Source organism: Pseudomonas citrullilanati (genome assembly GCF_030580855.1).
GTDB lineage: Bacteria > Pseudomonadota > Gammaproteobacteria > Pseudomonadales > Pseudomonadaceae > Aquipseudomonas > Aquipseudomonas citrulli.
The window spans coordinates 1-11,062 of sequence record NZ_JAUQOP010000002.1; the positions used below are offsets into that span (position 1 = coordinate 1).

The window sequence follows — 11,062 nt, forward strand, 5'->3', positions numbered from 1 at the left end:
CTGCCGCCGCGGCGGCGCGTGGCCTGCTCAACAGCCCGCCGGTCAAGGCACCCGCTGCCGCGCCTGCCGGCAATCGCGGCCAGGGCCAACTGCGCCTGGCCAGCGGCACCCAGCAGTGCGTGATCAAGGCGCTGAGCCTCAAGGAAGCCCTGTTGGTGGTCAAGCGCAGCGACAACCTGCCCCAAGTGCTGGAAAGCGCCGTGCTGGACATGGAGCAGGGCGACAACGCCGAAACCGCACGCCTGAACGGCTACCTGCACGCCATCGTCGCCCATGAGCAGACCCCCGACAGCGAATGGCTGCAACTGACGTTCCGCTTCGTCGACAAAGACCCGCAGAAACTCGACTACATCTCCCGCCTGATCGCCCGCGGCACCGCCCAGAAGCACTTCGTACCTGGGGCCTGATTCCTTCGGCGCCTTTCAGTCCGCTATCGCGAGCAAGCTCGCTCCCACAGTGGTCTCTGTTGTTCACAAAATTGTGTACACAGCAGATCCAGTGTGGGAGCGAGCTTGCTCGCGATGGGGCCATCAGCCTCGGCAGAGTATCCAGACAGCTGTCGACGTCCTGACCCCGCTTATCTGAACTGTTACTTCCTACAGGTTAATTGTTGGGTCGTGCTTCCTAGATTGTCGTGAGCGGTCACTTTTCGTGAACGCATGACGAAACTGGAGTCTGCGATGAACAAGTACATTGACCTGGAAGAAAGAAACCGGATAGCCGATGACTTTCACCGGAGACAGGGCCCCTTACTCCCGGCTACGATCGATGAAGCCGTGGACGGGAAGATTTCCTATGCCGACCTGGAGAAGGGGCTGACCGTTCGCTTTCCCTTTGTCGAGGGCATGCGGGTGGGGGCTCCCTATTATTTATCGCTGGGTTCAGGAGGTATCAGTTTTGCGCTCTTTGGACAAATCCAGGAGGAAAATCAGGACACCGTCGTGCTGGTGCCAGCTGAAAAGGCGATGACTTTTCAAGGGCTAGAGATCAGCCTGGGTTATCGTTATTTCGAATTCGAAGAGTCCGCTGCGCCATCGACCCACTATTCGGTGGAGGGGCGGATATACAAGCCGATAGTGGATGAAGCCGTTGATGGCGTTATCCCCCTGGAAGTACTGTCGCAGGGCGTAAACCTCAGAATCAGATCCGCATCGTCCCTGTCACCTGGCGCACTGGTTTCTGTCTATTGGTGGGGGACGCACGCGGATGGCTGTTTCGTCAAACACCTTACTGTCGGGCCGGAGCCGGCTGAAGATCTGCTCGTGCCGGTCGAGCCTGCTTGTCTGATGCCGCACAAAGGCGGCCACGTCAGAGTTATCTATACCGTGCTGTCGGCGACGGGGACCGAGACATCCCTTTTACTTGACCTTGCAGTCGCCAATGATCTGGCTGCGCCTTGGGCGGTTTATGCAGTGAGTGGGGACAATCGTGAGGCGGCCTCGGTCCTGCCTATCACTGAAGACGGCGGTGTTCCCATGTTGTTCAGTACCCGAGGGATGGTCGCAGGGGATGTGGCGATACTGATGTTCTACGGTGGGCAGCCGTACACGGAGTATATGCTGCGGCACTTGGTGAAGGCGTCCGACATTGAGGCGGGTCATCTAACCTTTGTCGCTCCGAGACCGTTGCTAGAGTTGGATCTTCCTGCATGGGTTTGGAGTCTGGTCCATCGTCCGGATGGGGGGGTGGTGGGCGGGCCTGACTATTTGCTGACCTTGTTTGCCCCGAACAAAGAAAGCCACAACCCAATGCTGAAACATCCGTCGACTACGCTGGTCCATCCCAGCTGCTAGGCTGCTGTGCAAGCCTTCATTTTTCGACAGAACCTTTGCCCATGCTCGTGCCCCTGTTGTACGCCTGCGCTCTTGTCATGGCCTCCACCTCGGTCGAGGCCATGACGATCTACAAATCCACCGATGCCAATGGTGTCGTCTCCTACAGTGACCGCCCCAGCAAGGGCGCCCAGGTGTTCGTGTTCCGCGATCGCATGGTCGAGCGCCTGGAGCGACAGGTGTTCCTGGATATCAAGAAGCAGAAGGGCGCGGACGCGGTGTACGTGCGCAACGATTTGTACGCGCCGGTGGAGATCGAGCTGAGTTTCGCCGGGTTGGGCAATGTGAGCGGGGCGCCGAGCCGGCCGATCCGGCGGGTGTTGCCGGCGCGCAGCAACCTGCGCCTGGCGCTGCTCACGGCCACGCAGCCGGGCAAGCCGCTGGTGTATACCCCGAGGTTCGAATACTCCCTGGGCGACCCGGCCGGCGCGGCACAGGCCTATCGCTACCCGTTGCCGTGGCGGGGCGGGCCGTTCCGGTTGAGCCAGGGCGCCAACGGCCAGTACAGCCACTACGGCCCGAAGAACCGCTACGCCATGGACATCGCCATGCCCGAAGGCACGCCGATCATCGCGGCGCGGGGCGGCGTGGTGATCAAGACCGAGAACGCGCAGACCGGCCGTGGCGATGATCCCTCGGGCAACTTCGTGCGAGTGCTGCACGACGACGGGACCATGGGCGTCTACCTGCACTTGCAGAAGGGGTCGGTGAGCGTGCGCGAAGGGCAGCGAGTGACGGTGGGCTCGCCGCTGGCGTTGTCCGGCAATACCGGCAACAGCTCCGGGCCACACCTGCATTTCGTGGTGCAGCGCAATACCGGGCTGGGGCTGGTGTCGATTCCCTACCAGTTCAGCGAACCGCTGGGGGAGCTGCCCAACTTTGCGTTGGGCAAGCAGTAGTCCTGGAGATTCAGAGGGCTTTTTGTGGCGAGGGGATTTAGCGAAACGTCGCACCGCCCCGCTGGGGTGCGAAGCGCCCCCAACCCTATCTACCACCGCGTTGGTTCAGTCAGGACTCTGGGGGCCGCTTCGCGACCCAGCGGGGATAAATCCCCTCGCCACAAAGGTTATGCGCCCGCACTCAATCGAGCATCAACACCTTCGCCAGGATGATCTTCGGCCCCTTCATCTTCTTGATGATGATCCGCAGGCCTTCGACTTCCAGCACTTCTTCCTCTTCCGGCACGCGCTTGAGGGTTTCATAGACCAGCCCGGCGAGGGTTTCGGCCTCGATGTGGTCCAGGTCGATCCCCAGCAGGCGCTCGACCTTGAACAGCGGCGTGTCGCCGCGCACCAGCAGCTTGCCCGGCTGGTAGGCCAGGATGCCGCGCTCGGCCTTGCGGTGTTCGTCCTGGATATCGCCCACCAGCACTTCCAGCACGTCTTCCATGGTCAGGTAGCCGATGATGTTGCCGTCGGCTTCCTCGACCACGGCGAAGTGCGAGCCGCCCTTGCGGAACTGCTCCAGCAGCTGTGACAGCGGCATGTGCCGCGACACGCGCTCCAGCGGCCGGGTCAGTTCGGCCAGGTTGAACGACTCGGGAATGTGATCCAGGGCCGCCAGTTCCAGCAGCAGGTCCTTGATGTGCAGCAGGCCGACGAACTCCTGGCGCTCGCTGTCGTACACCGGGTAGCGGCTGAACTTGTGGCGCCGGAACATCGCCAGGATTTCCTTGAGCGGCGCGTTGAATTCCAGGGTCACCAGGTCTTCCCGGGAGTTGGCCCAGTCCACCACTTCCAGCTCGCCCATTTCCACGGCCGAGGCCAGTACGCGCATGCCCTGGTCGCTGGGGTCCTGGCCGCGGCTGGAGTGCAGGATCAGCTTCAGTTCCTCGCGGCTGTAATGGTGTTCGTGGTGCGGGCCGGGCTCGCCCTGGCCGGCAATGCGCAGGATGGCGTTGGCGCTGGCGTTGAGCAGGTAGATCGCCGGGTACATGGCCCAGTAGAACAGGTACAGCGGCACGGCGGTCCACAGCGACAGCAGTTCGGGCTTGCGGATCGCCCAGGACTTGGGCGCCAGCTCACCGACCACGATGTGCAGGTAGGAAATGATGAAGAACGCGGTGAAGAACGACACCGCCTTGATCACTTCCGGCGACTGCACGCCCACCGCGCCCAGCAGCGGCTCGAGGATGTGGGCGAACGCCGGTTCACCGACCCAGCCCAGTCCCAGGGACGCCAGGGTAATACCCAACTGGCACGCCGACAGGTACGCGTCGAGCTGGCTGTGGACGGTGCGCAGGATGTGCCCGCGCCAGCCGTTCTGCTCGGCGATGGCCTCGACCCGGGTCGAGCGCAGCTTGACCATGGCGAACTCCGCCGCAACGAAGAAGCCGTTGAGCAAAACCAGGATCAGAGCAAAGAGAATCATGCCGAATTCGGCAAAGAGTGTAACGAGGGACAAGCCAGGGGAAGGGTCCATGATGGAGTTTTGCAGGTTCCGTATTAGCCGTAAAAGTAGGAAATGAGTGCCTGAAAAGGCAGGCACAAGTCAGCCAATGTAGCGGCTGACTCGGCTGTTGCCTAGGGGGCAGTGCTGGCCGGTATCAATCGGCCGGGCTGGCGAGGCGCGCGCGTACCACCTGGGCCGGCGTGAAATGGCAGGTGAAGGTGCTGCCGTGGCCGGGCACGCTGCTGATTTCCATGCGCCCGCGGTGGCGCAGCAGGACATGCTTGACGATCGCCAGGCCCAGGCCGGTGCCCCCGGTGTTGGAGTTGCGGCTGGAGTCGACGCGGTAGAAGCGTTCGGTCAGGCGCGGCAGGTGCTTGTTGTCGATGCCGATGCCCGAGTCGCGCACGCTCAGGTGCGCGCCTTGTTCGTCGCCCCACCAGCGCACATGGATGCGGCCTTGCTCGGGGGTGTACTTGACCGCGTTGAACACCAGGTTGGAAAACGCGCTGCGCAGTTCCGCCTCGCTGCCTTTGAGCTGCACGGTGGGGTCGGCTTCCAGGGTGATGGTCTGTTGCTTGGGCCCGGACAATTCCTGCGCGTCCTCGGCGATGGTTTGCAGCAGGTCGTCGATGGGCACCGGCTGGTTGTCCGACGGGTAGTCGGTGGCCTCCAGTTTCGCCAGCAGCAGCAAGTCGTTGAGCAGGGTCTGCATGCGCCCGCTTTGCTGGTGCATCTGCTGCAAGGCCCGGCTCCAGCGCGGGTTCACCTCCTCGACGTTGTCGAGCAGGGTCTCCAGGTAACCGCAGATCACCGTCAACGGCGTGCGCAGTTCGTGGGACACGTTGGCGATGAAGTCCTTGCGCATCTGTTCCAGCTGGTGGATGCGGGTGACGTCCCGCACCAGCATCAGGTGCTCGTTGTTGCCGTAGCGCGTGATGTACAGCTGGATCCGCAACCGATCATTGGTGGGCGAAGGGATTTCCAGCGGTTCGGCGTAATTGTCCTGCTCGAAGTATTCCTTGAAGCGCGGATGGCGCACCAGGTTGGTCACCGGCTGGCCGCTGTCCTGGGGCGTCTTGAGGCCCAGCAGGGTTTCGGCGGCGCGGTTCCACCATTCCAGGTTGCCCTCGCTGTCGAGCATGATCACCGCGTCCTTGAGGGCGGCAGTGGACTCCTGGACCCGGTCGATCACCGCTTGCAGGCGCCCGCGCACGCGCTGGTCGCGCCGTTGCAGGTGGTAGATGCTGTCGAACACCTCGCCCCACAGGCCATAGCCATCGGGCGGGGCTTCGTCGGGCTGGTGCAGGCGCAGCCATTCGTGCAGGCGCAGCAGTTGCTTGAGGGTCCAGGCCAGGTAGAGCCCCAGGCCTGCGGCCAGGCTCCAGCCGTAATAGCCGGTGATCAGGCCGACGACCAGGCTGCCGGTCACCAGCAACAACATGTGGCGAATCAGGGTGCCATGCCAGTTTTGATTCACGTGAACGCGCGTCCTTGTCAGCTTGTCGGGCGGTAAGGGCTCGGATCAGGCCTTTGTCGAAAAACGATACCCGGTGCCGCGCACGGTTTGTACCAGATTCTCGTAGGCGTCGCCGAGGGCCTTGCGCAGGCGTCGGATGTGCACGTCCACGGTACGTTCCTCGACATAGACGTTGCCGCCCCAGACCTGGTCCAGCAGTTGCCCGCGGGTGTAGGCGCGCTCCTGGTGGGTCATGAAGAATTGCAGCAGGCGGTATTCGGTGGGGCCCATCTCGGCGGGTTTGCCGTCGATGGTCACGCGGTGGCTGATGGGGTCCAGCAACAGGCCGCCGACTTCGATCGGCGCCTCGCCGTCTGTCGGCCCGGCCCGGCGCAGCACGGCCTTCAGGCGGGCGACCAGTTCGCGCGGGGAAAACGGCTTGGTGATGTAGTCGTCGGCACCCACTTCCAGGCCCTGGATCTTGTTGTCCTCTTCGCCCTTGGCGGTGAGCATGATGATCGGGATGTCCCCGGTCAGCTCGTCGCGCTTGAGCCGGCGCGCCAGTTCGATGCCCGACGTACCGGGCAGCATCCAGTCCAGCAGGATGAGGTCGGGCTTGCGGTCGACGATGATGGCGTGGGCCTGTTGAGCGTTCTCTGCTTCCATGCAGTCATAGCCGGCCATCTCCAACGCGACGGCAATCATCTCGCGGATGGGCGCCTCGTCGTCGACGATCAGAATGCTCCTGCCAACCATGGGGTAATCCTCTTGTCATTTAACTGTCTTGCGCCGCATTAGATAACGGAATTATTGCAGTCGTGTGACAGTCATTTCATTGACCGGCAGCGCCGGGGATCCTGGACTAAGCTTTTGAGTCCGAATCCTGACAACCACAAAAGAAGGTTTCCATGACTTACTTGACCCGATCCATCAAGGCACTGGCGGTAACGGCGGCCCTGGCGTTGCCGGCGTGGGCTTTCGCAGCGGAGCCGGCGATGGAAAAAGACGGCATGTTGACCGATCACCAGGGCATGACGCTGTACACGTTTGCCAAGGACGCTGGCGCCAAGTCGATGTGCAATGGCCAATGCGCAACCAACTGGCCGCCGCTCATGGCCAAGGACAGCGACAAGCCCATGGGCAAATGGACCGTGATCACCCGCGACGACGGCACCAAGCAGTGGGCCTACGATGGCAAGCCGCTCTATACCTTCGTGATGGACAAGAAAGCGGGGGACGATACCGGCGACGGGAAGATGGACGGCGCCTGGAAGATCGCCAAGCCTGACTGACAGATTTTCATCCAGTTAGGCGACAGATCATCTGTGGCGAGGGGCCCCCTGTGGGAGCAAGGCCTGCCCGCGATGAAGGCGCTGCGGTCTTTCAGGATCGAGGCGCTTGTTTCGCGAGCAAGCTTTGCTCCCACGGCAAACGGGGATAAATCCCCTCGCCACAAGACCACGAAATGGCTGCTGGACAGTCGATCAGCCTCAGCGCAACGCGTAGTCCAGCACGATCCCCACGAAAATCGCCATCCCCGCCCAATGGTTGTGCAGGAACGCCTGGAAGCAGCGCATCCGGTCCTTGCCGCGGGTGTACCAGGACTCCCAGGCAAAGCACGCGGCGGCGACCACCAGGCCGAGGTGGAACCAGCCGCCGAGCTTGAATTGCGCGCCGGCCAGCAATAGGCAGCCCAGGGCCAGGCCTTGCAGGATCAGGATGATCACCCGGTCGGCGTCGCCGAACAGGATCGCCGTGGATTTGACCCCGATCCGCAAGTCATCGTCCCGGTCGGTCATGGCGTAGTAGGTGTCGTAGGCCACGGTCCACAGCAGGTTGGCGATGTACAACAGCCACGCGGCGGCCGGCAGATGGCCGGTTTCGGCGGTGAACGCCATCGGCATGCCCCAGGAAAACGCCGCCCCCAGCACCACTTGCGGGTAGTAGGTGTAGCGCTTCATGAACGGGTAGGTGAACGCCAGGGCCAGCCCGCCCAGGGACAGCAGGATGGTCGGCGCGTTGGTGCACAGCACCAGCAGGAAACTCACGCCCATCAGCACGACGAAGAACACCAGGGCCTCTTTCGAACTGATCTTGCCGCTCGCCAGCGGGCGCTGTGCGGTGCGCTTGACGTGGCCGTCCACCTTGCGGTCGGCCCAGTCGTTGATCACGCAACCGCCGGCGCGGGTCAGCACCACGCCGAGGACGAAAATCACGATGTTGGCCAGGGAGGGCGAGCCCTCGCCAGCGACCCACAGGGCCCACAGCGTCGGCCACAGCAGCAGGTAGATGCCGATGGGCTTGTCCATGCGCGTCAGTTGCACGAAGTCCCAGGCCCGCGGGTTCAGGCGGTTCAGGGATTTGAGCAGTTGCAGGTACATCAGCAATTCTCCGAATAGGCGCGGGCGACCGTCCACACGCGCGGCAGGAAGACTTCCGCCACCAGCACGTTCAGCGCCCCGCGGTCGAAACGCGAACGGCGGCCCCACAGTTCGCGGCTGCGCACGGCGGTCGGCAGCCATTGCTCGGGGTAATGGCACACCTCGATGGCCCGGCGCTGGAACGCCTGGTCACAAAACAGCAGTTCGCCCAGGGAGCGGCTGCCCAGTTCATCCATGTGCAGGCCGTCACCCTGCAAGGCGCTGCGTGCCGCCACGCTGCGGGCGAACACCCACGGTTCGCCGTGGCCGCGCAGGTACACCTCGCGCACCCAGCCCTCGCTGCCTGGCGCCAGGTCCAGTGCGGCGCATTCGTCGGGGCGCAGCGTTTGCCAGCCCTCGAACAGCGGGGTCACGCTGAAATGGTCGTCCGACAGGCGCGTCAGCCGACGGGTCAGGGAACCTTCGTCGAACAGCCAGTCGAGTACACAGGCATCGGGACGGGGCGAGAGCAGGGGCCCGGTCAGCCATTTGAGTGTAGGAAATAGCGAATTTGTCGGCGGCACAGCGGTCAGCAATGGCAGCGAATGAGGCCGCGAGCTTACCATGCCGGTCGGCGATGTTGACGGGTTGGCCCCGCCGTCGCATCGATCACGCTTGCATCTGGCGCGGCCGATCAGTACAAAACCCCTGAGCCGGAAGGGCGCACTCATCGACCCGACCAATACCGGCAAACGCCTGACACCTGAGGAAGTACCTGCATGAAGAAGTGGCAATGTATCGTCTGCGGCCTGATCTACGACGAAGCCGTTGGTTGGCCCGATGACGGCATCCCCGCCGAGACCCGTTGGGAAGACGTGCCGGAAGACTGGCTGTGCCCGGACTGCGGCGTCGGCAAGATGGATTTCGAGATGATCGAGATCAACTGAGCGAATCCCCCTGATCGTTTGCCCGGATGGAGAGCAACATGAGTGCACCTGTCGTCATCGTCGGAACCGGCCTGGCCGGTTACAACCTGGCCCGGGAGTTTCGCAAGCTCGACAGCGAAACCCCCTTGCTGTTGATTACTGCGGATGATGGTCGCTCCTACTCCAAGCCCATGCTCTCCACGGGGTTTGGCAAGAACAAGGATGCCGACGGCCTGAGCATGGCCGAGCCGGGGGCCATAGCCGAGCAGCTCAAGGCCGAAGTGCGCACCCACACGCGCATCAGCGGCATCGACCCGGGACACAAGCGGCTGTGGATCGGCGAGGAGGCGGTGAACTATCGCGACCTGGTCCTCGCCTGGGGCGCCGAGACCGTGCGCGTACCGGTCCAGGGCGACGCGTCGGCGCTGATCTTCCCCATCAACGACCTGGAAGACTACGCCCGCTTCCGCGCCGCCGCGGCCGGCAAGCGCCGGGTGCTGCTGCTCGGTGCCGGCCTGATTGGCTGCGAGTTCGCCAATGACCTGATCCTGGGGGGCTACGAGGTGCAACTGGTGGCGCCGTGCGAGCAGGTGATGCCGACGCTGTTGCATCCGGCCGCTGCGGCGGCGGTGCAGGCCGGGCTGGAAAGCCTGGGCGCGCGCTTCCACCTGGGGCCGGTGCTCAACCGCCTGCAGCGGGTCGACGACGGGCTGGAAGCGCACCTGTCCGACGGCCAGGTGATTGCCTGCGACCTGGTGGTCTCGGCCATCGGCCTGCGCCCGCGCATCGACCTGGCGGCCGCTGCCGGCCTGGTGGTCAATCGCGGCGTGGTGGTCGACCGCCATTTGAAGACCTCCCACGCCAACATCTACGCCCTGGGCGACTGTGCCGAAGTGGATGGCTTGAACCTGCTGTACGTCATGCCGCTGATGAGCTGCGCCCGCGCCCTGGCCCAGACCCTGGCGGGCAACCCGACGGCCGTCAGCTACGGCGCCATGCCGATTACCGTGAAGACCCCGGTGTGCCCACTGGTGGTGTCGCCACCACCGCGAGGCAGCGAAGGCGTGTGGAGCGTCGAAGGACAAGGCGCCGACATCAAGGCGCTGTGTCGCGACGCCCAGGGCAACCTGCTGGGCTACGCCCTGACCGGCGCGGCAGTGATGGAGAAACTGGCGCTGAACAAGGAACTTCCACCCCTGCTGGCGTAAATACGGGTCGTTCTGTCGCAAAAACCCTATTTTTGACCCTACAAAGGTCGCTCGGACACTGGCGCCGTTTTCGGCACCGTGCCATCCTCACTCCCGTCTGCCGCAGAGTAGAGCCTGCGGCGCCTTAGGGGCTGTTCCATCAGAGAACGGCACGGACATAACAACAAAAAAACCGTCAAAGGGGCTTCATTCATGCGTAAACCAGAACTCGCCGCCGCCATCGCGGAAAAAGCAGACCTCACCAAAGAACAGGCCAACCGCGTCCTCAACGCCGTCCTCGAAGAAATCACCGGCGCCCTGCACCGCAAGGACAGCGTCACCCTGGTGGGCTTCGGCACCTTCCTGCAACGCCACCGCGGCGCCCGTACTGGCAAGAACCCGCAAACGGGTGAGCCGGTGAAAATCAAGGCCAGCAACACCGTTGCCTTCAAGCCGGGCAAGTTCCTGAAGGACAGCGTCAATCCGTAATTGCTACGGGCTCTCCGATCCAGGGGGGATAAAGCAACCACGAAAAAAGGCACGCCGAAGGAGTCGGGTGCCTTTTTTTTCGAGCTGTTTCCACTGGCCGCAGTGCAAGCCGAGACGGGATCGGTGCTGTTCCATGCCCGGCTACGGCATGCTCATCATTGCCATTCTCAGGCGCTTGACCAGCTTCGGGCTCTTGAGGCAGTCGGCCGGGCGTTTGTTGCCCAGGGCCGGCACGACCTGTTCCAGCCACCACAGGCCCTCCTTGAGCCCGCGTTTGCCGTAGAGCACGACGGCCATGTCGAGATGACCGTCCATGGCCTTGGCCAGCGTGCGCGCGTTGTCGTCGAGGTAGTCCTCTTCATACAAGCGCACGAACGTTTGCCAGTCGGCATCGCCGACGTATTCGTCTTCCAGTCCCATG

The 11,062-nt window shown here is 63.2% G+C and carries 12 protein-coding genes and 1 pseudogene; 7 read left to right on the plus strand and 6 right to left on the minus strand.

The features are described 5' to 3' along the window. From Q6A48_RS01495 to Q6A48_RS01505, 3 genes and pseudogenes are all read left to right on the plus strand, one after another. Positions 1–407 (plus strand): annotated as a pseudogene (locus tag Q6A48_RS01495) (response regulator); the annotation flags it as partial. Between the two features lie 273 nt (positions 408–680). Then, entirely contained in the window at positions 681–1,793 is a 1,113-nt protein-coding gene (locus tag Q6A48_RS01500; protein WP_304551422.1) for a hypothetical protein, read from the plus strand. Positions 1,794–1,834: 41 nt separating this feature from the next. After that, entirely contained in the window at positions 1,835–2,731 is an 897-nt protein-coding gene (locus tag Q6A48_RS01505) for a peptidoglycan DD-metalloendopeptidase family protein (RefSeq protein ID WP_304551423.1), read from the plus strand. A gap of 181 nt (positions 2,732–2,912) precedes the next feature. Here Q6A48_RS01505 and Q6A48_RS01510 read toward each other — a convergent pair whose 3' ends face one another. The 3 genes from Q6A48_RS01510 to phoB all read right to left on the minus strand — a co-directional run bounded on the left by Q6A48_RS01510 (position 2,913) and on the right by phoB (position 6,435). Next, positions 2,913–4,253, minus strand: coding sequence for a hemolysin family protein (locus Q6A48_RS01510; protein ID WP_042731548.1), 1,341 nt, complete (start codon positions 4,251–4,253; stop codon positions 2,913–2,915). A 124-nt stretch (positions 4,254–4,377) separates the two neighbouring features. Further along, entirely contained in the window at positions 4,378–5,700 is a 1,323-nt protein-coding gene (phoR, locus tag Q6A48_RS01515) for a phosphate regulon sensor histidine kinase PhoR (protein WP_369811648.1), read from the minus strand. Positions 5,701–5,745: 45 nt separating this feature from the next. After that, on the minus strand, positions 5,746–6,435 hold the full coding sequence (phoB, locus tag Q6A48_RS01520) for a phosphate regulon transcriptional regulator PhoB (RefSeq protein ID WP_304551425.1): 690 nt from the start codon (positions 6,433–6,435) through the stop codon (positions 5,746–5,748). A gap of 152 nt (positions 6,436–6,587) precedes the next feature. Here phoB and Q6A48_RS01525 point away from each other — a divergent pair, with 152 nt between their 5' ends. Further along, the gene (locus Q6A48_RS01525) at positions 6,588–6,971 is read left to right on the plus strand and encodes a COG4315 family predicted lipoprotein (protein WP_304551426.1); all 384 of its coding nucleotides are present in this window, start codon (positions 6,588–6,590) and stop codon (positions 6,969–6,971) included. 198 nt (positions 6,972–7,169) lie between these two features. On the opposite strand, the gene ubiA is transcribed toward Q6A48_RS01525, so the two are convergent. Together ubiA and Q6A48_RS01535 are read right to left on the minus strand one after the other, a co-directional pair. Further along, a complete protein-coding gene (gene ubiA / locus Q6A48_RS01530) occupies positions 7,170–8,060 on the minus strand; it encodes a 4-hydroxybenzoate octaprenyltransferase (protein WP_304551427.1) in 891 nt (296 codons plus the stop codon). Beyond that, on the minus strand, positions 8,060–8,665 hold the full coding sequence (locus tag Q6A48_RS01535) for a chorismate--pyruvate lyase family protein (protein ID WP_369811649.1): 606 nt from the start codon (positions 8,663–8,665) through the stop codon (positions 8,060–8,062). Before Q6A48_RS01535 ends, ubiA begins: the two co-directional genes overlap by 1 nt. A gap of 153 nt (positions 8,666–8,818) precedes the next feature. Between Q6A48_RS01535 and Q6A48_RS01540 the strand changes: the two genes are divergently transcribed. From Q6A48_RS01540 to Q6A48_RS01550, 3 genes are all read left to right on the plus strand, one after another. Beyond that, complete coding sequence (locus Q6A48_RS01540; RefSeq protein WP_304551430.1) at positions 8,819–8,986, plus strand: rubredoxin; 168 nt, start codon at positions 8,819–8,821, stop codon at positions 8,984–8,986. Between the two features lie 38 nt (positions 8,987–9,024). Further along, positions 9,025–10,173, plus strand: coding sequence for an NAD(P)/FAD-dependent oxidoreductase (locus Q6A48_RS01545; RefSeq protein WP_304551432.1), 1,149 nt, complete (start codon positions 9,025–9,027; stop codon positions 10,171–10,173). A gap of 192 nt (positions 10,174–10,365) precedes the next feature. After that, positions 10,366–10,641, plus strand: coding sequence for an HU family DNA-binding protein (locus tag Q6A48_RS01550; RefSeq protein WP_003177201.1), 276 nt, complete (start codon positions 10,366–10,368; stop codon positions 10,639–10,641). A gap of 141 nt (positions 10,642–10,782) precedes the next feature. Here the strand turns inward: Q6A48_RS01550 and Q6A48_RS01555 are convergent, their stop codons facing one another. Then, positions 10,783–11,061, minus strand: a complete 279-nt coding sequence (locus Q6A48_RS01555) for a hypothetical protein (protein WP_304551438.1) — start codon at positions 11,059–11,061, stop codon at positions 10,783–10,785. Position 11,062: the final 1 nt, after the last annotated feature.

Excerpts from the sequence above, each read along its gene's own strand:
- Q6A48_RS01500 (WP_304551422.1), top strand. The coding sequence starts at position 681 with ATGAACAAGTACATTGACCTGGAAGAAAGAAACCGGATAGCCGATGAC.
- Q6A48_RS01505 (WP_304551423.1), top strand. The coding sequence starts at position 1,835 with ATGCTCGTGCCCCTGTTGTACGCCTGCGCTCTTGTCATGGCCTCCACC.
- Q6A48_RS01510 (WP_042731548.1), bottom strand. The coding sequence starts at position 4,253 with ATGGACCCTTCCCCTGGCTTGTCCCTCGTTACACTCTTTGCCGAATTC.
- phoB (WP_304551425.1), bottom strand. The coding sequence starts at position 6,435 with ATGGTTGGCAGGAGCATTCTGATCGTCGACGACGAGGCGCCCATCCGC.
- Q6A48_RS01525 (WP_304551426.1), top strand. The coding sequence starts at position 6,588 with ATGACTTACTTGACCCGATCCATCAAGGCACTGGCGGTAACGGCGGCC.
- ubiA (WP_304551427.1), bottom strand. The coding sequence starts at position 8,060 with ATGTACCTGCAACTGCTCAAATCCCTGAACCGCCTGAACCCGCGGGCC.
- Q6A48_RS01535 (WP_369811649.1), bottom strand. The coding sequence starts at position 8,665 with ATGGTAAGCTCGCGGCCTCATTCGCTGCCATTGCTGACCGCTGTGCCG.
- Q6A48_RS01540 (WP_304551430.1), top strand. The coding sequence starts at position 8,819 with ATGAAGAAGTGGCAATGTATCGTCTGCGGCCTGATCTACGACGAAGCC.
- Q6A48_RS01545 (WP_304551432.1), top strand. The coding sequence starts at position 9,025 with ATGAGTGCACCTGTCGTCATCGTCGGAACCGGCCTGGCCGGTTACAAC.
- Q6A48_RS01550 (WP_003177201.1), top strand. The coding sequence starts at position 10,366 with ATGCGTAAACCAGAACTCGCCGCCGCCATCGCGGAAAAAGCAGACCTC.
- Q6A48_RS01555 (WP_304551438.1), bottom strand. The coding sequence starts at position 11,061 with ATGGGACTGGAAGACGAATACGTCGGCGATGCCGACTGGCAAACGTTC.